Below are 22,513 nucleotides of genomic sequence, written 5' to 3'. Positions count from 1 at the left end.
CCGGAACTCAGTTCCGGCCCGATCTGTTTTCAGCCTGATTTATTGTTCTCAGATTGCAGTGCGGCGCGCGTGGTCGAGATAAATTTCACGCAGCTTGAGTGCGACCGGACCCGGCTTGCCGCCACCGATAGGCTTGTCGTCGATAAACGAAATCGGCGTTACAAAAGTACCCGCGCTTGTCATGAAAGCTTCTTTCGCAGCGTATGCTTCATCAATCGTGAAAAGACGCTCTTCAAGCTTCATGCCGGTCTCGGCGATGAGCTGCAAAAGAGACAAGCGCGTGCAACCCGGCAAGACCGCATTGCTGTTCGGGCGGGTGACGATGACATCATCCTGCGTGACGATGTAGCCGGTCGAAGATGCGCCTTCAGTGACATAGCCGTCCTCTAACATCCAGGCTTCATCGCAACCGGAACCCTTGGCGATTTCCTTGGCGAGAGCTTGCGGCAGAAGGCAAACGGTCTTGATGTCGCGACGCTTCCAGCGCATATCATCCAGTGAAAGCACGCGGATGCCTTTTGCGACTTCCGGCCGGTTGGCAAGAGCTTTAACTTGGGTGAACAGAACCACCGATGGCTTCAAGCCTTTAGCGACAAAATCACGATCGCGACCGTCACCGCGGGTAACTTGCAAATAGACCAAACCTTCAGTGAGATTGTTGCGGCGGATCAGTTCGCGCTCGATCTCGACAATCTCATCTTCGCTCATCGGCATAGCGATGCCGATTTCACCTGTCGAACGACGCAGACGCTTCATATGCGGGTCGCTATCGACCAGCTTACCGTCAAGGACTGCGGTTACTTCGTAAATGCCATCGCCGAAGAGAAATCCACGGTCGAAGATGGAGATACGGGCATCGCGGGCGCTGACATATTCGCCATTTACATAGACGATACGGTCTTCAAGTTCTACTGAAACGGCCATGATGTATAGGTCCTGAACAAGTGCATCCCGAAAAGTGTCTAGCGGTTTTCGGATAAGATGCGCGCAAACTATATGAAAGAGATTGCGAAGAACATCGCAGCCTTTCATATGCCGTCAGTTGTTGAAGTGAAACATTTATTTTTGGGAAGGCAGATACAGAGACAGACCTGTTATGTAGCGTAATGTTATTACGATTTTGGGGTGTTTCTGCATAGCGGAAGCTAAAATGATAATGGCCGGGATCCTTTGGCCTCTTTTCCAAACAATATGATTCATAACGAAAGAGACAAAAAAAGCCGCCGCAGGGGAACGCGGCGGCTACAGCATCAGCCCAAAATCGATTTCGATTTTGGAAAGCGCGATGCGTAGGAAAATTTCAGAGCGTCCTTCGCGCGGCTGACACGGCGCGTGGCGCTCTGTTGCAGCCTGACTGGGTAGCGATCAGGCTGCGCGTTTCAGTGCATCTCCGATCATTGAAACGATGGTGTCGATCTGTTCCTTTTCGACGATCAGCGGTGGCGAAAGAGCGATCACATCGCCGGTGACGCGGATCAGAAGACCCTTCTTGAAGCAGTCTGTGAAGACGTCGTAAGCGCGTGCCCCAACCGCACCTTCACGGGACGAAAGTTCAATTGCGCCAACGAGGCCGAGGTTACGGATGTCGATGACATTTGGCGCGCCCTTCAGCGAATGTAAGGCATTCTGCCAATGCTCAGCCAGTTCTGCACCGCGGATCAGAAGACCTTCTTCGGCGTAGATTTCAAGCGTAGCAAGACCAGCAGCACAGGCAACCGGATGGCCGGAATAGGTGTAGCCGTGGAAGAGCTCGATGGCGTTTTCCGGACCGGTCATCAGTGCATCATGCACCGCGCGGCTGGCAAAGACTGCACCCATCGGGATGGCACCGTTGGTGAGGCCTTTGGCGGTGGTGACAAGATCAGGCTTTACGCCGAAGTAATCGACAGCAAATGGCGTGCCGAGGCGACCAAAGCCAGTGATGACTTCATCATAGATCACGAGGATGCCGTGCTTGTCAGCGGTTGCACGGATGCGCTCCAGATAGCCCTTTGGCGGCAGGACGACACCGGCAGAGCCGGACATGGGCTCCACGATGACTGCTGCGATTTTTTCTGCGCCGTGCAGCTGAACCAGACGTTCCAGATCGTCAGCCAGTTCTATGCCATGTGCTGGCAGGCCTTTGGAGAATGCATTGCGGCCAATATCGAGTGTATGGCGCATGTGATCAGCAGGAATCTGTGGGAAGACGCGACGATTATTGACGAGGCCACCCACGGAAATGCCGCCGAAACCAACGCCGTGATAGCCTTTTTCACGGCCGATAATCAGAGTACGCGTACCCTGACCAATGGCGCGCTGATAGGCAATGGCGATCTTCAGTGCGGTATCAACCGATTCAGAACCCGAATTGGTGAAGAAGACGCGGTCGAGCTTAGCATCCGGTCCACCGGGCGCAATAGCTGCCAGCTTTTCGGCAAAGTCGAAAGCAATATTGTGGCCCATCTGGAAAGTTGGCGCGAAGTCCATGGTCGAGATCTGGCGTTCGACAGCCTGGGTGATCTGCTTACGCCCATGACCGGCATTGCAGCACCAAAGACCTGCCGTGCCATCCAGCACCTGTTTGCCGTCGACATCGGTGTAATACATGCCCGAAGCGCTTGCGAGCAGGCGAGGAGCGGCCTTGAACTGGCGGTTTGCCGTGAAGGGCATCCAGAAGTTATCAAGGCTTGGTGCGTTGGTGTTGTTGAGCATTAGGACCTCCTATTTTGAGGATAAGAGGACATGCTTTCTTGCGTGCAACAAGTCCTTTTCTCCTAAAAATTAAATCATTGAATTTACGTGCTTTAGAGATAAAGTTTGTGATATATCGAACATCATAAACAGTATGAGGAAGCATCGATGAGCATCGATATTGGGGGCAGGCTTCGCTATGTACGTATGCGGCAGAATCTGTCTCAGCGTGAGCTTGCAAAACGCGCAGGCGTGACCAACTCCACCATATCGCTGATCGAAGCCAATCAGTCCAATCCTTCGGTGGGCGCATTAAAGCGTATTCTCGATGGAATTCCTATCGGAATGGCCGATTTTTTTGCACTTGAACCGGATGCACCGCATAAGGTGTTTTATCAGGCAGATGAGCTTGTGGAGATTGGCAAAGGTCCAATTTCCTATCGGCAGGTGGGGGATCACCTGTTTGCGCGTTCGTTGCAAATCCTCAAAGAGCGCTATGAGCCGGGATCAGATACCGGCAAGGTCTTACTCATGCATGAAGGCGAAGAGGGAGGGATTGTCATTTCAGGACGCATCGAAGTCACGGTCGGAACTGATCGCCGAATTCTGGGGCCGGGGGACGCCTATTATTTTTCAAGCAAGTTGCCGCATCGGTTCCGATGTGTGGGGCCGGCGGAGTGCTTAGTGGTGAGCGCCTGCACACCACCAAGTTTCTAATATTGCTCGCTATTCAAAGGGCTGAATCACCTTGTTAACAATGTGATTCAGCAGCGATTATGCGTAGCGTGAAATGCCCAGATCATCGGCCTGAATGTCTGGCTTGTTACCGGAGATCAGGTCTGCGAGTAGCTTGCCGGAGCCGGGCCCCATGGTCCATCCGAGCGTGCCGTGGCCTGCATTGATGAATACATTATCGTAGCGGGTGCCACCGATGATTGGTGTTGAATCCGGCGTCATCGGGCGCAGTCCCGACCAGAAGGTTGCAGCTTTCAGATCACCGCCCGGAAACAGGTCGCTGACCGAAAGATCGAGCGTTGCACGGCGAGCGGCTGGCAAATCCTTGGTAAAGCCGGAGACTTCGGCCATGCCGCCAACGCGGATGCGGTCGCCAAGGCGGGTGATGGCGATTTTGAAGCTTTCATCCAGCACGGTTGAAACCGGCGCCAGTTCTTCATTGATGATCGGAGCGGTGATCGAATAGCCTTTGACCGGATAAATGGGCGCATTCAGCCCAAGTGATTTGACCAGAGCAGGTGTGTAGCTGCCAAGTGCGACGACATAGCGATCAGCTGTCAACACGCCTTGCGATGTCTCAACGCCGGAGACTTTTCCGCTGGTCAGCAGAAGCGATTTAATATCGACGCCGAAGCGGAATTTAACGCCAAGACCTTCCGCAATTTTCGCCAGCGCATTGGTGAATTTAAAGCAGTCGCCGGTCTCATCATTGGGTAGGCGCAATCCGCCAACAAATTTGTCTCTGGCACGCGCCAGAGCTGGTTCAACGCGAACGCAATCTTCGCGGTCTAGCACTTCAAAAGGCACGCCATCCTGACGCAGAACTTCGATGTCCTTGCCAATGCCGTCGAGCTGGTATTGTTCGCGGAAGAGCTGCAAGGTTCCCTTTGTGCGCTGGTCATATTGAATGCCGGTTTCATCGCGCAGCGCAACGAGGCAATCGCGGCTATATTCGGCAACGCGCACCATGCGGCTTTTATTAACCTTGTAGCGGCTCTCGGTGCAGTTCGCGAGCATTTGCAAGAGCCAGGTATATTGCTTCGGATCAGTGGTTAGGCGCAGCACAAGCGGGGCGTGTTTTTGTAGCAGCCATTTGGCAGCTTTCAGCGGAATTCCGGGTGCTGCCCATGGCGATGCATAGCCGGGCGAAACCTGTCCGGCATTGGCGAAGCTGGTTTCAAGTGCTGGGCCTTCCTCACGGTCGACAACGGTGACCTCATGGCCGAGCTTGGCCAGATAATAGGCCGTTGTGACACCAACAACGCCGCTGCCCAGAATGATGATATGCATGTTCGCCTCTTATATTTATGCTTGTGCTTTTGGCGTCTGACCATCCACGTAAATACGCGCATAGCGATCGCCCAGTGATGTCAGGATTTCGTAAGGAATAGTGTCGCAATCACGCGCCACATCTTCGAGCCGCTGATGCGGACCGATCAGTTCGACCAGACTGCCAAGGGTAAGGGTGCCTTCAGGGACTGCTGTGACGTCGAGCGTGATCGAATCCATCGAGACGCGACCAACAATCGGCAGGCGTGTATCGCCGTAAAATGCTGAGCCTTTGTTGCTCAAAGAGCGGAACCAGCCATCGGCATAACCCACCGCAATGGTTGCAACCCGCATCGGTGCTTGTGCGATGAATGTGCCGGCATAGCCGACGGCAACGCCTTTATCGATGTCGCGCACCTGAATGATGCGTGCGGACAATTCGAGCACAGGCTTGATTGGGTTTTCGCCCGCTGCCGGTCCTACACCATAAAGTGCCACGCCGGGGCGTGCGAGATTGAAGTGATAGGTATTTTCGAGGAAGCAGCCGCCGGAATTTGAAAATGCGACTGGCATTTTTGGCAAACGTGTAAGCGCTGCCGACATAGCCGCAAGCTGGCGCGCATTGGCTGGGTTTTCCGGTTCGTCGCCGCTCGCCAAATGACTGATGACGAATTTTACATCGATATGGTCGAGCAAATGCTGGTCATCGATCAGCTGGTCGAGTTCTTTGGCCGACAGACCAAGGCGTGACATTCCAGTGTCAATTTGCAAAAGCGCAGGCAGTTTTTCGTTCAGGCTTGCGGCAAGTGCCGACCAGTTTTCAATCTGCTCAATGGAGTTGAGAACAGGCAGGATTTTTTCGCGTGCACAGGCAGCTTCTGTGCCGGGCTGTAGGCCGTTGAGCACATAAAGCGTCGCATCAGGGTTGAGAAAAGGACGGAGCGAAATTGCCTCGCCAAGATGGGCGACAAAGAAGTCGCGGCAGCCCGCTTCATAAAAGGCGGGTGCTACGCGTTCTGCACCGAGGCCATAGGCATTTGCCTTTACAACGGCAGCGGCGCGCGTGGGTGCAATGCGGCTGGAAATGGTCGAATAATTGTGACGCAGAGCCGCAAGGTCGATCGTCAATATGCCACCTGCGGCGAGGTCGCGCTCGGTCTGGGAAAAATGCATCGACATCTCGGTCATTTCCAGTTCACTCAAATGGTTACGGGATGAACAGGATCGATCCGCTTCCTCCCAAAAGCTCATCGTTCTGGAAAGCAACAGTTCATAATTTATTGCCTTCAAAACGATAGAGATCATGATAGTCGAAGACTATTTGAATGTTTTTGCAATTTATCGAAGATTATGCGAATTTTAACATGATTTGCGCACATATTAGCTTTTTGGTTGAATATTCTGCATGGCAACACTCGACAACATTGATCGCAATATAATCCGTTGTCTGCGCCGCGAAGGGCGTATGACCAACAGCCAGCTTGCAGCAGAAGTCGGCTTGTCACAGTCGGCCTGTCTGCGGCGAGTGCAGATTCTCGAAGAAAGTGGTGTCATTCGCGGGTATACCGCGATCGTTGGCTCGTCAGGCGGGGACGAGCGGCTTGTGGCCATCGTGCGCATCACGCTGGACCGGCAAACGGAAGAATATCTCAATCGTTTTGAAGAAGCCGTGCGGCGTCATCCGGAGGTGCAGGAATGCTATTTGATGACGGGTGATGCAGATTATATTCTGCGGGTTGAGGCCGAGAATGCGGCTTCCTATGAAATCATTCATAAGGAAATTCTGTCGCGACTGCCGGGCGTCGCGCGTATTCATTCAAGCTTTGCAATCCGTACGGTGCTGTTATCAAAGACGCCGACAAACCGTGCATGAAAAAGCCCGGCACGGGGCCGGGCTTTTTCATGATGAGGCAGGTGCGTCTTAGCGGAATTCGTAGCGAAGACCAGCGCGAACGGTGTGGATGTTGAAGCCATTGTCATGGGCTTGGGTTCCGGTTGCTCCCGGACCTTCAACATTGCCAAAAGGGTTGGTGCTGCGGTCTTCTGCATCGTAACCATAGGCTTTGCCACCGTTGATGCGCAGATAACGATAGCCGAGATCAAGCTTGAGCTGTTCGGTCAGATCGTAGCTCACACCCGCCATCAGGCCCATTGCAAAACGCCAGCTGTCCAGACCGTCTTTCTCGGACTGGTAATCGCAGTTGATTTCAGTGCAAACCTGACGTGTGTTCCAGTTGCCATAATTAACATAGGCGGCGCCCAGTCCCGCGCCGAGATAAGGCGTAAGTACACCGACCTTTGGCAGGTCGACATAGGCATTGGCCATGGCAGTCCAGATATTTGCCGTTGAGGAATCCTCATAATGGCAGTTGTCCTCAATGAGGTTTAATCCCTTTGCTGACTTCACATAGCTTGGGCAATCGGTGCGGCCTTTGATGCCAGCGCGGAAGAAATCCAATGTCGCATCAGCGCGGAACATTTCGTTGAAACGATAACCAACGCCGACGCCATAAGACGCGCCGCCCTTGAGGTCGAACTCATCATATTTCAATGTGTCGTCAATGCCGCGATAAGGCGGGTCAAATTGATTCCAGAAAGCCCAATCGCCATCTGTCTTATTCTTGAAATTGTAGCCGATGTCGCCGCGAATGTACCAGCCAGATGCTACCGGCAGAGGAGCAGGCGCAAGGACTACCGGCTCTTCAAGAATAATGTCAGCTGCGTGCGCTCCATTTGCACCGATCAGCATTCCACATGCCATGAGCGCTATCGCGGAAACATTTTTCATCTAACCAACTCCAAAATAAACAAATAGCGGCTCCCGAACCGTTAGCCAAAGATGGTAAATGAATATGCTTAAGCTAATGTTACTTTTTATTAGTGGGGACTAAAGTTGGACTGGGTTTTGAAAGTAATAAGCTCCAGAGCATCGATCTGCCTGGGGCAGATCGATGCTTTAAATGACTGTTTCTAAGTGACTTTTTCTCGATGTATGAATTGTGGAATTTTTACTTGAAATCTGCCGATTTAAGTATCGACTGATCAATGTCGTTAATGTTTCTCTTGCCGCAAAGCGCCATTGTTATATCGAGTTCTTTGCGGATAATCTCAAGCGCCAGTGTGACGCCATCCTTGCCCATCGCACCAAGGCCATAAAGGAACGGGCGTCCAATATAGACGCCCTGGGCACCAAGTGCCCGGGCTTTGAGTACGTCCTGACCGGAGCGGATACCGCCATCCATATGCACTTCGATCTGATCTCCGACCGCGTCCACGATGGGTTTCAGCATCGAAATCGAGGAGACGGCACCGTCGAGCTGGCGGCCGCCATGGTTGGAAACGATGATTGCGTCAGCACCCGTTTTGGCTGCCATAAGCGCATCTTCTTCATCGAGAATACCCTTGAGGATCAGCTTGCCGCCCCATTGTTCCTTGATCCATGCCACGTCTTTCCAGCTCAATTGCGGGTCGAACTGTTCGGCGGTCCATGAAGAGAGCGAGGAGAGGTCGGTGACGTTTTTAGCGTGACCGGCAATGTTGCGAAATGTGCGTCGTTGCGTCCCCATCATGCCCATGCACCAACCGGGACGCGTGGCCATCTGCCAGATATGCTTTGGGGTGAATTTTGGCGGGGCGGACAATCCGTTGCGCAGATCCTTGTGGCGCTGGCCGAGAATTTGCAGATCGAGCGTTAGCACCAGAGCCGAACAGCCTGCCGCTTTGGCGCGACTGATCAGGTTTTTCACAAATTCGCGGTCCTTCATGACATAGAGCTGAAACCAGAATGGTTTCTTGGTTACTGATGCCACATCTTCGATTGAGCATATGCTCATGGTCGAAAGGGTAAAGGGAACACCGGCTGCTTCCGCCGCCTGAGCAGCCAGCATTTCGCCATCCGCGTGCTGCATGCCAGTAAGGCCGGTCGGAGCAAGTGCGACAGGCATCGAAACTTTTTCACCGATCATCGTCGTTTCCAGTGAACGATTGGTCATGTCGACCAACACGCGCTGACGCAATTTGATCTTGGAAAAATCGCTCTCGTTGGCGCGATAGGTCGATTCCGTCCATGCGCCTGAATCCGCATAATCGAAGAACATTTTCGGGACGCGGCGCTTGGCAAGTCGCTTGAGATCGGCGATCTCGACGATATTGGGCATTTTCTCACCCCTTGTGGTAAGTTTTCTTTACCAATCGCATGAAGGATTGCGCGGCTGAAATCAAGAGCCATCCGATAATCGGAGGCGGTTCACTCTCAGTTATTTGATCGCATGTCACTTCCAACTATACTATCTGGTGGCTTTTGTGACTGAGATGTTGATGCCATATGCTATTATGTAAAGAGAACTTTGTGAGAATTCGCGGCTGCTTTTGACGCATACTGAAAATCAATAGCCTGAGAAACGTAGCATAGTTATGCATTAATGGTGTGGCTGAAGCGCTGTGCAGTCGAGGATGGCAAAATGAGCAAAACTCAAGACACTGGATTTATTGGAAAAAAGTCGAGTGCTGCAGGTGGATGGGGTGCATTGAAAAGCTGCGGCAAGCAATTGCTTGCAAGCGGTGCGCCTTTGACGGGTGCGCGTGCGTTGCTCAAAGCCAATCAGCCCGACGGTTTCGACTGCCCCGGCTGTGCATGGGGCGACCCGGAACATGGCTCTTCTTTCGAGTTTTGCGAAAATGGTGTGAAGGCTGTCGCGTGGGAAGCCACCGAGCGACGCACAACGCCTAAGTTTTTCACCGAACATACGGTTTCAGAACTGCGCTCGTGGACGGATTATGCGCTTGAAAATACCGGGCGGCTTACGCATCCCATGCGCTATAATGCGGCGACTGATAAATTTGAAGCGGTCGAATGGGATGAAGCATTTGCGACTATCGGCAGTATTTTAAAGAGCTTTGATACGCCGGATCGTGTTGAGTTTTACACATCTGGCCGTGCATCCAATGAGGCAGCATTTCTTTATCAGCTTTTTGTGCGTTCCTATGGCACCAACAATTTTCCTGACTGCTCGAATATGTGTCATGAGGCGAGTGGTGTAGCTCTGACACAGGCTGTTGGTGTCGGTAAGGGAACTGTTCTGCTTGAGGACTTTGAGCAGACCGATGCGATTTTTGTCGTTGGACAGAATCCCGGAACCAATCATCCGCGCATGTTGGGCGATTTGCGTCGCGCAGCCGAACGCGGCGCCAAGATTGTCGTTTTTAATCCTGTGCGCGAGCGCGGACTGGAACGTTTTTCGGATCCGCAGGATAAACTTGAAATGATGCGCGGCGGTAGCGAAGCAATTGCCAGCGATTATTATCAGCCGCGTCTCGGCGGTGATATGGCGGCTTTTCGTGGCATGGCAAAAGCTGTGTTTGCGGCTGATGATGTAGCTCTGGCTGAGGGTAAACCTTCGGTTCTTGATCGGGAGTTTTTGGCGCAACATACGGCTGAGTTTGAAGCGTATCGCAAAGCAGTCGATGCGACGACGTGGGAAGAAATCGAAGATCAGTCCGGTCTTTTACGCGAGGCTCTGGAGCACGCCGCGCGCATTTACATGCAGGCTGGCAAAGTTATTTGCACGTGGGCGATGGGCATTACGCAGCACCGGCATTCAGTGATCACTATCCGCGAAATCACCAATTTCATGCTGCTACGCGGCAATATTGGTAAGCCGGGAGCCGGGCTTTGCCCTGTGCGTGGTCACTCCAATGTGCAGGGTGATCGAACGGTCGGCATTAATGAAAAGCCGTCGGCAGCATTTTTGGATGCGCTGGAGAAAGAATTTGGGTTCAATGTGCCCCGCGCTGCCGGGCACAATGTGCTGGGTGCGATTGGCGCAATGCTTGATGGTTCAGCAAAGGCGTTCATAGGCCTTGGCGGTAATTTCGCACGTGCCACGCCCGATAGCCCAATGATCGCCAAAGCGCTCTCCGGTCAAAGGTTGACTGTCCATATCGCAACCAAGCTCAACCATTCGCATCTTGTGCCGGGGAAGGATTCTTTCATCCTCCCATGTCTTGGCCGCACCGAGATTGATCTCAATTCTAAAGCTGTTGCGCAGATTGTAACGGTTGAAGATTCCATGAGCATGGTTCATGGGTCGGGTGGTATCAATCAACCCGCGTCACCGCTGCTGCGTTCGGAAGTTGCGATCATTGCCGGCATTGCCAATGCAACTCTGGGACCAAAGCCGGTTGATTGGCTGGCGCTGGCCGATGATTATGATCTGATCCGCGATCATATTGCGCGGGTCTTGCCGGACTTCTACGATTTTAACAAGCGCGTGCGTGTGCCGCGTGGGTTTCATTTGCGCAATTCAGCGCGTGAACTGGAATGGGATACACCGGCGGGTAAGGCCACGTTCTGGAGTGGTGCTTTGCCGGAAGCCATTGAGCATCAGCAAGCGCGGGGCAAGTCAGGGCGCTATGTGCTTCAGACCTTCCGCAGCCATGACCAGTACAACACGACGATTTATGGCATGGATGACCGTTATCGCGGCGTGTATGGCGAACGGCAGGTGGTGTTCATGAATCCTGCCGATATGTCGGATATTGGTGTCGAGGCAGGTGACCGGGCTGATATTGTCGGTGATTTTGCCGATGGTGTGGAGCGTGTCGCGCGTGATTTCCGCTTTGTGCCTTATGATATTCCGCGTGGGTGTATTGCAGGCTACTATCCCGAAATGAATGTGCTGGTGCCACTTGGCAGCTCCGGTGAGGGGAGCGATACGCCGACATCAAAATCGATCATTGTGTCGTTTCGCCCTGTGCAGGTGGTTGGGGCGTGAGCGAAGAAGCAGAATATTTGGCGCTTGTCGATGCGCTTGAGGCGTCGTCGGGTAAGATTTCGCGTCTTGGTGCAGGCATTCTTGCTGCAACCGCGCTTGATATAGCCTCGGACAGCAGGACCTTTTCACGATTATTTGGTGTGGCTCACGCGCTTGTGTTGCGTGAGATTGTGGCACTTGACGCGGATGGTGGTTACATCCGCGTCCGACAACGCGATGAACGAACGCAACGCACGCGTTATGAGTTGAACGCGGCCGGTATTCGACTTGCCGAAGAAATGGGACTTTAATTAATTCTGATTTATTGTTTTTATAGAGAACACTTCCAATTTAACTGATTTTTGGGCTGATGCTGAGCACTGATCTTCACGAAAACTTATTTTGAAGATGTATTTTTACATGTGAATTTGATGATTAATTATGTTTATAAAGCGTGCTTTTATCAGCATGCTTTTGGTTGCATCGTGCCTCCGAATAAACCAGTGAGAATCGTTTAAATGGCCACAAGAATTTCTCCTCTTGTTCATGCGGGGCAGAGGGTGCGCAAAGCGATTGCGAGTGTTGTTATTGTGACGAGTGCTTTTCTGGCTTCGGGCCTTGAGGCGCGTGCCGAAATGAGCGGTGTCATTCCGGTTGCCGTCACACAGATTAAGCTGGTCGATTACCAACCAGAATTGACGCTTTCGGGTGCGATTGCTGCGCGTTCGCTGGTTAATGTATCGTTTCGGCTTAATGGTCAGGTTGTCGAGCGCATGGTCGAAGTCGGCCAGCATGTCGATAAGGGTGAGGTTCTTGCCCGGATCGACAATGCCGAGCAGCAGGCGAACATGCGCGTGGCACAAGCATCACAGGATGCAGCGAAAGCGCAGCTTGTTCAGGCGCAGGCAAGTTTTAACCGTCAGCAAGCCTTGCTTGGACAGGGTTTTACCACACGCAGTCAGTTTGATCAGGCGCAACAGGTTTTGCGCACTGCTGAAAGCACCCTTAAAACTGCTGAAAGTCAGCTTGGAAATGCAAGTGATGAACTTTCTTACACAGACCTTCGTGCACCAGTCTCAGGTGTCATTACCGCGCGCAATGTTGAAAGCGGTCAGGTGGTGCAGGCTGCGCAAACCGCTTTTTCGATTGCCGAAGACGGTGCGCGCGATGCGATTTTCGATGTGCAGGAAACGCTCGTCAATCACGCCAAGATTGGGATGGGCGTGACGCTGGGTTTGCTTTCTGATGAAGATGTTAAGACCGAAGGCAGCATTCGCGAAATTTCTCCGGTGGTCGATGCGCAGACAGGCACTGTGCGCGTGAAGGTTGGCATTTCGGAAGTGCCTGCGCAAATGGCGCTTGGTGCAATCGTGACCGGCACCGTGCATATGGATGGCCAGGAAGTGTTTATTCTGCCTTGGAGCGCTGTCACATCGGATGCCGGGAATACGGCTGTGTGGCGCGTGGCCAAGGATACGAAGCTTGCAGCGCTGGTTCCGGTTCAGGTGCTTGCTTTTGAAAAAGAGCGGGTGATCGTTGCGTCCGGTCTGAATGAAGGTGATCTTGTTGTGACCAAGGGTGCGCAGATGTTGCGCGCAGGTGCCCAGACAGAGATTGTTCAAGGTCTTGAAGGGGCAGCAGCGCAATGAGGTCGACAATGAAATTCTTTGGTTCTCTTGCTTTGGCGGGGACGCTTGTTGTGCTTGCAGCGTGTGGCAAGGAAGATGATAAGTCGTCAGACGCTTCCCCTGTTCGTCCGGTGCTTTACACAATCGCTACGCCAAAGCCTGCGATACAAACCAGTTTTGCCGGTACGATCGAACCGCGCTATTCCACGGATCTTGCTTTTCGGGTGCTGGGGCGACTGATTGCACGTCCTGTCATCGTTGGTGATCTCGTTAATAAAGGCGAGACAGTCGCGATGCTTGATCCTACGGCACTTGATCTTTCTGTGCAGGCGGCAAAGGCTGATCTTGCAAGTGCTCAGGCCCAATTTGCCAATGCTGCTGCGAGTGAGGGGCGTCTTAATATTCTGCTCAAAGGCAGCAATATTTCACAAGCCGATTACGATGCCGCAAAACAGGCGCGTGACAGTGCTGAGGCGGGGCTTCAAAAAGCACAGGCTGGTTTGCGTAAGGCGGAAGATCAGCGTGGCTATGCTGTACTAAGTCCGGATTTTGACGGTGTTATTTCAGCCACCAATGCAGAAGTTGGACAAGTGGTTGCCGCGGGACAAGCGGTGATGACGGTGGCACGACCGGATATTCGCGAAGCCGTGCTTGATATACCCGACAATATGACAGAGTTTTTTGTGCCGGGAACACCGTTTCATGTGCAGCTTCAGGCTGATGGAAGCGTGACGGGACAGGGGACAGTGCGTGAAGTTGCGCCGCAAGCAGATGCGCAGACCAGAACACGTCGTGTTCGCATAGCACTTGAAAATCCACCAGAAGGCTTCCGGCTTGGGGCAACCATTCGTGCAGGCCGCACACGGTCGCAGAAAGATCATGTGATTCTGCCGATAGAGGCTCTGGTGGAAAAAGACGGTAAAACCGCAATCTGGGTCGTTGATCCCAAAATGCAGACCGTAAGCCTCCATGATGTTCAGGTTGTGGAGCGTGAGCGCGATAGTTTTATGGCCAATAATGTTGAAGTGGGTAGCTACGTGGCAACGGCTGGTGTGAACCAGCTTGAAGAAGGACAAAAAGTCCGACTGGATGCGAAGGGAAGCGGCCTGTGAAAAAAGGTTTTAATCTTTCTGACTGGGCTTTGAACCATCGTTCGCTGGTCTGGTATTTCATGCTGGTGTTTCTGGTTGCGGGCTTCGTCTCCTACCTTGATCTGGGCCGCGCAGAAGATCCAGAATTTACCGTCAAAACGATGGTTGTTCAGGCAAGTTGGCCGGGGGCATCTATTGATGAGACGATGAACCAAGTCACGGACCGCCTTGAAAAGAAGCTCGAAGAACTGGATACGCTGGATTATACGCGCAGTGTGACAACACCGGGCAAGTCAGTCGTATTCGTGTTTCTGAAAGATACCGTGCGTAAAAAAGAGGTCACAGAGGCCTGGACGCAAGTGCGGCACATGCTCGATGACATCAAGCCCAATCTTCCAGAGGGCGTTTATGGTCCTTATTATAACGACAAGTTTGGCGATGTGTTTGGCAATATTTATGCCTTTACATCGGATGGGCTATCGATGCGTCAGCTTCGCGATTATGCGGAGGATGTGCGTACCAAAATTCTGACCATTCCAAGCGCTGGCAAGGTCGAACTGATCGGTGCGCAGGATGAGGCGATCTATCTTGAGTTCTCGACGCGTCAGGTGGCAGCCCTTGGTCTCGATCAGCAAGCAATTCTGAAAGCGCTTCAGGATCAGAATGCAATTACGCCTTCTGGCGTCGTGCAGGCTGGGCCGGAACGTATCAGCGTGCGGGTGAGTGGTCAGTTTAACTCCGAGGATGATCTTCGCGCCGTCAATCTGCGTGTCAATGATCGCTTCTTCCGCCTCTCGGATGTTGCCACGATCACGCGCGGTTATGTTGATCCGCCGACAGCGATTTTCCGCGTCAATGGCGAAGATGCCATCGGGATTGCGGTTGGTATGAAGCCAAATGGCAATCTGCTGGAGTTTGGCGAAAAACTTGATGCCATGATGGATAAGGTGAAGACCGATCTGCCTGTTGGTATCAATGTTTCCAAGGTTGCTGACCAGCCGGAAGTGGTTCAGGATGCTGTGTCCGGATTCACCAAAGCGCTATTTGAAGCGGTGGTCATTGTTCTGGCCGTGAGTTTCATAAGCCTTGGTCTTCGCGCAGGCTTTGTGGTTTCGCTGTCGATCCCGCTGGTGCTGGCGATTACCTTTCTTGTCATGTCATTGATGGATATTTCGCTGCAACGCGTTTCCTTGGGTGCTTTGATTATCTCGCTCGGGCTTCTCGTCGATGATGCGATGATTGCGGTCGAGATGATGGTGGCGCGGCTGGAAAAGGGCGACCCTATCAATAAGGCTGCGACTTACGTCTATTCCCATACGGCATTCCCGATGCTGACGGGAACGCTTGTGACCATTGCAGGCTTCATCCCGATTGGTCTTAATTCCAGTCAGGCGGGCGAATATACCTATACGCTGTTTGTTGTGATTGCGGTTTCACTGATCGTTTCGTGGATTGTGGCCGTGTTATTTGCGCCGCTTCTCGGCGTGACTATATTGCCGAAAAAGATGAAGCATCATGAGCATAAGCCCAGCCGCTTTTTTCAAGCTTTTTCAAAGACATTGCTGCTGGCAATGCGCCATAAGTGGATCACGATTGTCGCGACAATCGCCTTATTTGTCGTCTCGGTTTTTGGAATGGGCTTTATCGAGCGCCAGTTTTTCCCGGAGTCGGATCGCCCCGAACTGGTGATAGACTGGACATTGCCGCAGAACAGTTCAATCGCTGACACCAAAGCGCAGATGGAGCGTTTTGAGCAGACAATGCTCAAGGACAATCCAGATATTGAGCATTGGAGCACCTATGTCGGCCAGAGCGCGATCCGCTTCATCCTGTCATTCGATGTGCAGCCAGCCAATCCCTATTTCGGGCAGATGGTCGTGGTTGCTAAGGACGTCGAAGCGCGTGACCGTCTGAAAGCGAAGTTCGATGAAGTTCTGCGCAAGGATTATGTCGGCACTGATACGTTTGTGAAATTCCTAGAACTCGGACCGCCGGTTGGTCGTCCGGTGCAGTATCGTATTTCTGGACCTGATATTCAGGAACTGCGTGGTATCGCGCAGGATTTTGCGGGCGTCATGAGCGCGGACAAGCGCTTGGGTGTTGTCAGCTATAACTGGAATGAACCGGGCCGGGTTATTCGTGTTGATGTGATGCAGGACAAGGCGCGCAAGCTCGGCATTTCATCCAAGGATATTGCGACGACGCTTAATGGCGTGGTGGGTGGTATTCCGATCACGCAGGTGCGCGATTCGATCTATCTGATTGATGTGATTGTGCGGGCGCAGAAGCACGAACGCGATTCCATTGACACATTGCAGAGCTTGCAGATTGCAACGGGCAACGGCAGTTCTGTCCCGCTCGCAGCCATTGCCAATTTCCGCTACGAGCTTGAACAGCCGGTTGTTTATCGCCGTTCGCGCATTCCAACGATTACGGTGGCTGCCGGTATCAACGACACGACCATGCCGGATACAATCGTCAGCGAGTTGCAGCCTTCGGTGAATAGTTTCATCGAAAAGCTGCCAGCGGGCTATTCGATTGTAACGGCGGGTACGGTTGAAGAAAGCGGCAAGAGTCAGGGGCCGATTGCAGCCGTAGTGCCGCTGATGCTCTTCGTTATGGCAACTGTGCTGATGATTCAGTTGCAGAGTTTTCAGCGGCTGTTCCTTGTGGTTGCCGTCGCACCACTCGGGCTGATCGGGGTAGTTGCGGCACTGCTGCCGAGTGGTCAGCCGCTTGGCTTCGTGGCAATTCTGGGTGTGCTGGCGCTAATCGGTATTCTCATCCGAAATTCGGTCATTCTGATTGTACAGGTTGAAGAGCATATTACCGAGGGTATGCATCCGTGGGATGCGGTTGTTGATGCAAGTCAGCATCGTATGCGACCGATTGCTTTGACCGCAGCGGCTGCAAGTCTGGCGCTGATTCCGATTGCCCGTGAAGTGTTCTGGGGGCCGATGGCCTATGCCATGATGGGCGGTATCATTGCCGGAACAGCGATTACGCTTCTGTTCCTGCCAGCGCTTTATGTGGCATGGTTCCGCATCAAGGAACCGGATATAAAAAATACGCAAACGGCGGTGGAGCCAAAGCCACAACATTGATATGAGTTGGGCGACCCAACCGGAGAACAATCATGCAAACTGCTCCATCGCTTATGCTGCAAGAAACCGATCAGTCGCCAGATGTTGTGGCTAAACTTCTTGCAGCTGAGGCCGGAACATTTGCGGAAATTGGGCGCTTGTTTGAAAAATCGCCACCAGTGATTACGACGGCTGCGCGCGGCTCGTCTGACCATGCTGCGACATTCTTCAAGTATCTGATGGAGATTGCCACCGGCATTCCGGTTGCTTCCATCGGACCGTCGGTTGCGTCTGTTTATGGTGCGAAACTGAGACTCAACGGTGGGCTGCATTTCACCGTGTCGCAATCGGGTGCAAGCCCGGATATCATTGCGGTGCAGGATGCAGCAAAACGGGGCGGTGCAACGACAGTTGCCGTTGTTAACGTGACTGATAGTCCGCTTGCGAAGGGTGCTGACATTGTGCTTGCGCTTCATGCTGGCGAAGAGAAAAGCGTTGCCGCCACCAAGTCCTTCATTGCATCAGTGGCGGCACTTTCAGGCGTGGTGGCTGCCGCCAGCAACGACGTGCGGCTAAGAGATGGTTTGAGCCGCTTGCCGGAAGCGTTGGCTGCTACAAAGCCGGAAGGCCGCGAGGTGGTGGAAGACCTGTTGGTTGAGGCAAAGTCGCTGTTCACTGGCGGACGTGGCACGGCCTATGCGATTTCGCTTGAGGCGGCACTCAAGGCCAAGGAAACGGCAAATATTCATGCCGAGGCTTTTTCGCTTGCCGAGCTGATGCATGGACCGATGCGGCTGGTGGAAACCGGCTTTCCAATTTTGTCGTTCATTCCGCAGGATGAGGCGCTTGAAACAAACATTCAGGCACTGGGTAGGCTTGGGTCGTTCGGCGCAAACCTTGTTTCATTTGGTGATGTTACGGTGCCGGGCCATCATGTACCGTCAGCCAGCACTGGCAATGGTCATCTCGACCCGCTGGTTTCGCTCATCAATTATTATCGGATCATTGAAACAGTCACGCGTCGCAAGGGCTACGATCCGGATAAGCCCCGGCACCTCAACAAGGTGACATCAACCGTATAAATCACTTGATAGCGCAATCCGGTCAGTGCATTACGCATTCTGGCATGGCGGACATCGTGGTGTGGATTAAGACTCACGGTGTCATGACACCAGCGTAATTAAGGAAGTCCGATGCATAACTTTGTCCTGACCGTCACCTGCAAGTCCACCCGCGGTATTGTTGCCGCCATTTCGGGTTATTTGTCGGGTAAAGGGTGCAATATCATCGACAGCGCCCAGTTCGATGATCTCGACACGGGCCGCTTTTTCATGCGCGTCAGTTTCATTTCCGAAGACGGTGTGGCGCTTGATGTTTTGCGTGATGGCTTTGTGCCAGTCGCAGCACCTTTTGAGATGGACTTCGATTTCCACGACAATGCCCATCGCACCAAGACTTTGCTTATGGTGTCGCGTTTTGGTCATTGCCTCAACGATCTCCTCTATCGCTGGAAAATCGGGGCACTGCCAATCGATATTGTTGGTGTTGTGTCGAACCACTTCGATTACCAGAAGGTTGTCGTCAATCACGACATTCCTTTCCATCATGTCGCTGTCACCAAGGCCAATAAGCCCGAGGCTGAACAACGGCTGCTGGATATTGTGAACGTTACCGGCACTGAGCTTGTGGTGCTGGCGCGCTATATGCAGGTGTTGTCTGATCCGCTTTGCCAGAAAATGTCGGGACGCATCATCAATATCCACCACTCCTTTCTGCCGTCGTTTAAGGGTGCAAACCCTTACAAGCAGGCCTATGAGCGCGGTGTGAAGCTGATTGGTGCCACTGCGCATTATGTAACCGCCGATCTTGATGAAGGTCCGATCATCGAGCAGGACGTTGCTCGTGTGACCCATGCGCAGAGCGCAGCCGATTATGTGTCGATTGGCCGTGATGTTGAAGCACAGGTTCTGGCGCGCGCTGTGCACGCGCATATTCATCACCGATCATTCCTCAACGGCAATCGCACCGTTGTATTTCCAGCCTCTCCAGGATCATTCGCCTCCGAACGTATGGGCTGATCGACCAGTCGATATTTACGCACTGACGGTCTGCAAATGGCGATTCTCTGCGCTTCCGGTGCTCATGTACTCAAGTACGCTGCGCGCTGGTTCTCAAAAGTCACGATTTTCGACACGTCATAACGACAATCTCGCTAATCGCGAATGTTGAGATAATAAAAAACCCCGCTTTTGGCGGGGTTTTTTTGATTTATCGCGAGATCGATTAGTCGATGTCGAAGGAAACGCCCTGTGCGAGCGGCAGCGCCTTCGAGTAGTTGATGGTGTTGGTTGCGCGGCGCATATAGCCCTTCCACGCATCCGAACCCGATTCACGGCCGCCGCCGGTTTCCTTTTCGCCGCCGAATGCGCCACCGATTTCAGCACCCGAAGTGCCGATATTGACGTTTGCAATCCCGCAATCCGAACCTTCAACCGAAAGGAAGCGCTCTGCTTCCTGAAGGTTGAGCGTGAAGATCGACGAGGACAGGCCTGCGCCAACTTCATTATGGCTTGCCAGCACGTCGTCGAAATCGGAATACTTCATGACATAAAGGATCGGTGCGAAGGTTTCTTCGAGAACCGGGCCCTGCTGCTTTGGCATTTCGACGATTGCCGGACGCACGTAGTAAGCGTTTTCATGGCCAGCATCGACGCGTTCGCCGCCCTGTACCTTACCGCCGTGAGCGGCGGCTTCCTTGAGTGCCTTCTGCATGTTGTCGAAAGCAACCTTGTCGATCAACGGACCAACCAGAGCCGTGGTTTCGAGCGGCGAACCAACGGTAACGCTGGCATAGGCTTTCTGCAGACGTGGAACGAGTGCGTCATAAACGCTTTCATGTACGAACAGACGACGCAGTGTGGTGCAACGCTGACCAGCAGTGCCCATTGCACCGAAAGCGATTGCGCGCAGTGCCATGTCGAGATCTGCCGATGGGCAGACGATACCGGCATTGTTGCCGCCGAGTTCGAGGATTGCACGCGCAAAACGCTTTGCAAGGCGTGGACCAACTTCGCGGCCCATGCGGGTCGAACCGGTTGCCGAAAGAACAGGAACCTTCGGGCTGTCAACAAGAACTTCACCAACAGTACGGTCGCCGAGCACGACTTCAGCAAGACCTTCTGGAGCATCGCCAAAACGCTTGATGGCGCGCTTCAGGATTGCGTCACATGCAATAGCGGTGAGCAGGGTCTTTTCCGATGGCTTCCAGACAACCGAGTTGCCGCAAACGATAGCAAGAGCGGAGTTCCATGCCCAGACAGCAACTGGGAAGTTGAAGGCCGAGATAACGCCGACAACGCCAAGTGGATGCCAGGTTTCCATCATGCGATGGCCAGCACGTTCGGTAGCGATTGTGAGGCCGTAAAGCTGACGCGACAGACCAACTGCGAAATCGCAGATGTCGATCATTTCCTGTACTTCGCCGAGGCCTTCCGAAGGAATTTTACCAGCTTCGAGCGAAACGAGACGGCCCAGATCTTCCTTGGAAGCGCGGAGTTCTTCACCCAAGAGGCGGATCAGTTCGCCACGCTTTGGAGCTGGAACGGTGCGCCAAGCGCGGAAAGCTTCGTCAGCCTTGTCGATGATTTTAACTGCATCTTCTTTGCTGTGGGTCTTGATCGAAGCGATCTGTTCACCGGAGACCGGGCTGAAGCCAGCGAGGTCGCCCGACGTGTAAATGGCTGCGTCAACGCCAAGCTTTGAAAGCAGATCAGCGGCTTCTTTTTTCACGTCGAGTTTTTTAACAGCGGTGTTCATATTAATCCTCTTAGCCTGTCTAATTATTATTCTGCTGCTTCAAGACCGCTAAAGCGGGCCTGTACAGCTTCAATGGATTCGCGTTCGATACGAGCATAATGCTCGAATTCATTAAGAACTTTGGCGCCAAGGTCTTCCTCGAAACGCTTCTGGTTCGGGCTTTCCACAAAATCCTGCGCATCGTCGTCGCCCAGATTGGACTGGAAGATACCAGCGGCACTGACCGGCAGGAAGTCTTCATAGATGATCGGATCGAACTGGACTGCGCCGCCTTCGATCAGAGTTTCAATATCGGTATCAGGTTTGAATGCTGCAAGACGTGCGGCATCCTTGACCGAATAGGCGAAATAGCCAAGCGCTTCTTCACGCACGCCTGCCCATGTGTCAGGGAAAGCGGCAAATGTGTCGCTCAGTGCCTTCACATATTCAGCCGAGTTTGAGCCATCTGGGGCAGGGCGGGCAGTGGCACGGGTGTCGTTGAGCAGCTTGTCGTAAAGCGCGCGGCCCTTTGGTGTTAACGCTACGCCGCGCTGTTCGATTTCACCGAAACGGGCAGTGTGGGAGCCTGGGGTCCAGGTGCCATCTGCGCTGACGAACGAAACTTCTTCTTCCAGTGCCTTGAACGAGGTCTGGCGCAGAAGGATCGGGCATTTGCGGGTTGGTGGACCTTCGACAACTGCCTTCGGGTTGATGCCGCGATCTGGCATCTGAACCTGCACAGCGTCGATGTCGAGCGTGCGCGGTGTCAGGTGATTGATGTGCGGACCCTTGAAGGAAACAACGTCAGCGATCAGGCGATGCGCATCGTGGAGGCGATGGTAAAGCTCGGCGCTGACATTGGCATGATCGTGCCAGCGGAACGTTTCGAGCACTTCTACAACGAAAACCTTCGCATCACCTTCATCAAGGCCACCATTGGCTTCTGCCTTCTCGACAAGCGCAATCGCGCCCGGCGTGAAGATGTTGCGCTTCGCGAGCACTTCTTCCGATTCTGCACGCAGCGTCTCATCAGAGATCAGATCAAGGCGCAGCAACGAGGTGAAAACACGGAACGGATTGTGCTTGAGTGCTGCATCGTCGATTGGGCGGAAGGCGGTGGAATGCACTGGCACGCCAGCAGCACTCAGATCGTAATAGCCGACAGGGAACATGCCCATGACCGCAAAAACGCGGCGCATCATCGAAAGTTCGGCGGCTGTACCCAAACGAATTGCACCGTGACGTTCTTCGGAAATGCGTTCGAGCGAATCTGTTTCCGTTAGACGCTCATGCAGATGCTTGTCGTCTGCGAGAACCTTTGCGTTCACATCGGAGACGAGTTCCATCAATGTGCCATAAGCAGGCACTTCTTCCTTATACATGCCCGACATGGCTGCCGAAAAGGCGGAGCGAATGGCATCGGGTGAAACGTATTTCTGCGTGTTCATTGCAAAAGCTTCCGTAGAACTTGGGTCATCTTGGGGGCG

The 22,513-nt window shown here is 53.2% G+C and carries 17 protein-coding genes; 9 read left to right on the top strand and 8 right to left on the bottom strand.

The genetic code is table 11. The features are described from left to right. Nucleotides 1-48: 48 nt before the first annotated feature. Both CEV31_RS02570 and CEV31_RS02565 read right to left on the bottom strand, forming a co-directional pair. The gene (locus CEV31_RS02570; protein WP_094505406.1) at nt 49-924 is read right to left on the bottom strand and encodes a D-amino-acid transaminase; all 876 of its coding nucleotides are present in this window, start codon (nt 922-924) and stop codon (nt 49-51) included. Nucleotides 925-1,365: 441 nt separating this feature from the next. Then, nucleotides 1,366-2,694, bottom strand: a complete 1,329-nt coding sequence (locus tag CEV31_RS02565) for an aspartate aminotransferase family protein (protein ID WP_094505339.1) — start codon at nt 2,692-2,694, stop codon at nt 1,366-1,368. Nucleotides 2,695-2,841: 147 nt separating this feature from the next. On the opposite strand from CEV31_RS02565, the gene CEV31_RS02560 reads away from it, so the two are divergent. Continuing rightward, nucleotides 2,842-3,390, top strand: coding sequence for a cupin domain-containing protein (locus CEV31_RS02560; protein ID WP_094505338.1), 549 nt, complete (start codon nt 2,842-2,844; stop codon nt 3,388-3,390). Between the two features lie 57 nt (nt 3,391-3,447). On the opposite strand, the gene CEV31_RS02555 is transcribed toward CEV31_RS02560, so the two are convergent. Further along, nucleotides 3,448-4,698, bottom strand: a complete 1,251-nt coding sequence (locus CEV31_RS02555) for a D-amino acid dehydrogenase (RefSeq protein WP_094505337.1) — start codon at nt 4,696-4,698, stop codon at nt 3,448-3,450. Nucleotides 4,699-4,713: 15 nt separating this feature from the next. Next, nucleotides 4,714-5,865: an alanine racemase gene (alr, locus tag CEV31_RS02550; RefSeq protein ID WP_094505405.1), complete on the bottom strand. Its 1,152-nt coding sequence runs from the start codon at nt 5,863-5,865 to the stop codon at nt 4,714-4,716. A gap of 217 nt (nt 5,866-6,082) precedes the next feature. Between alr and CEV31_RS02545 the strand changes: the two genes are divergently transcribed. Beyond that, entirely contained in the window at nt 6,083-6,550 is a 468-nt protein-coding gene (locus CEV31_RS02545) for an Lrp/AsnC family transcriptional regulator (RefSeq protein ID WP_094505336.1), read from the top strand. Nucleotides 6,551-6,598: 48 nt separating this feature from the next. Here the strand turns inward: CEV31_RS02545 and CEV31_RS02540 are convergent, their stop codons facing one another. Further along, nucleotides 6,599-7,465, bottom strand: coding sequence for an outer membrane protein (locus CEV31_RS02540; RefSeq protein WP_094505335.1), 867 nt, complete (start codon nt 7,463-7,465; stop codon nt 6,599-6,601). A gap of 220 nt (nt 7,466-7,685) precedes the next feature. Next, nucleotides 7,686-8,834 (bottom strand): alpha-hydroxy acid oxidase, encoded by a 1,149-nt coding sequence (locus tag CEV31_RS02535; RefSeq protein ID WP_094505334.1) that lies wholly within the window; start codon nt 8,832-8,834, stop codon nt 7,686-7,688. A gap of 303 nt (nt 8,835-9,137) precedes the next feature. Between CEV31_RS02535 and CEV31_RS02530 the strand changes: the two genes are divergently transcribed. From CEV31_RS02530 to purU, 7 genes are all read left to right on the top strand, one after another. Continuing rightward, entirely contained in the window at nt 9,138-11,450 is a 2,313-nt protein-coding gene (locus CEV31_RS02530; RefSeq protein WP_094505404.1) for an FdhF/YdeP family oxidoreductase, read from the top strand. Then, nucleotides 11,447-11,740 carry a hypothetical protein gene (locus CEV31_RS02525; protein ID WP_094505333.1) on the top strand — a complete coding sequence of 98 codons (294 nt, stop codon included), beginning with the start codon at nt 11,447-11,449 and terminating at the stop codon, nt 11,738-11,740. The genes CEV31_RS02530 and CEV31_RS02525 overlap by 4 nt, the downstream gene beginning before the upstream one ends. Nucleotides 11,741-11,947: 207 nt before the next feature. Beyond that, the gene (locus CEV31_RS02520; protein WP_094505332.1) at nt 11,948-13,078 is read left to right on the top strand and encodes an efflux RND transporter periplasmic adaptor subunit; all 1,131 of its coding nucleotides are present in this window, start codon (nt 11,948-11,950) and stop codon (nt 13,076-13,078) included. Continuing rightward, nucleotides 13,075-14,169: an efflux RND transporter periplasmic adaptor subunit gene (locus CEV31_RS02515; RefSeq protein ID WP_094505331.1), complete on the top strand. Its 1,095-nt coding sequence runs from the start codon at nt 13,075-13,077 to the stop codon at nt 14,167-14,169. The genes CEV31_RS02520 and CEV31_RS02515 overlap by 4 nt, the downstream gene beginning before the upstream one ends. Further along, nucleotides 14,166-17,252, top strand: coding sequence for an efflux RND transporter permease subunit (locus CEV31_RS02510; RefSeq protein ID WP_094505330.1), 3,087 nt, complete (start codon nt 14,166-14,168; stop codon nt 17,250-17,252). Before CEV31_RS02515 ends, CEV31_RS02510 begins: the two co-directional genes overlap by 4 nt. A 32-nt stretch (nt 17,253-17,284) precedes the next feature. After that, a complete protein-coding gene (locus CEV31_RS02505; protein WP_094505329.1) occupies nt 17,285-18,313 on the top strand; it encodes an SIS domain-containing protein in 1,029 nt (342 codons plus the stop codon). Nucleotides 18,314-18,424: 111 nt separating this feature from the next. Next, nucleotides 18,425-19,309 (top strand): formyltetrahydrofolate deformylase, encoded by an 885-nt coding sequence (purU, locus tag CEV31_RS02500; protein WP_094505328.1) that lies wholly within the window; start codon nt 18,425-18,427, stop codon nt 19,307-19,309. A 205-nt stretch (nt 19,310-19,514) separates the two neighbouring features. Here purU and amaB read toward each other — a convergent pair whose 3' ends face one another. Both amaB and hglS read right to left on the bottom strand, forming a co-directional pair. Next, entirely contained in the window at nt 19,515-21,047 is a 1,533-nt protein-coding gene (gene amaB, locus CEV31_RS02495; RefSeq protein WP_007876181.1) for an L-piperidine-6-carboxylate dehydrogenase, read from the bottom strand. Nucleotides 21,048-21,073: 26 nt separating this feature from the next. Beyond that, entirely contained in the window at nt 21,074-22,474 is a 1,401-nt protein-coding gene (hglS, locus tag CEV31_RS02490) for a 2-oxoadipate dioxygenase/decarboxylase HglS (RefSeq protein WP_094505403.1), read from the bottom strand. Between the last annotated feature and the right edge of the window lie 39 nt (nt 22,475-22,513).

The sequence above is a fragment of the Brucella thiophenivorans genome (genome assembly GCF_002252445.1).
Taxonomy (GTDB): domain Bacteria; phylum Pseudomonadota; class Alphaproteobacteria; order Rhizobiales; family Rhizobiaceae; genus Brucella; species Brucella thiophenivorans.
This window is presented reverse-complemented; position numbering and strand designations above follow the sequence as displayed.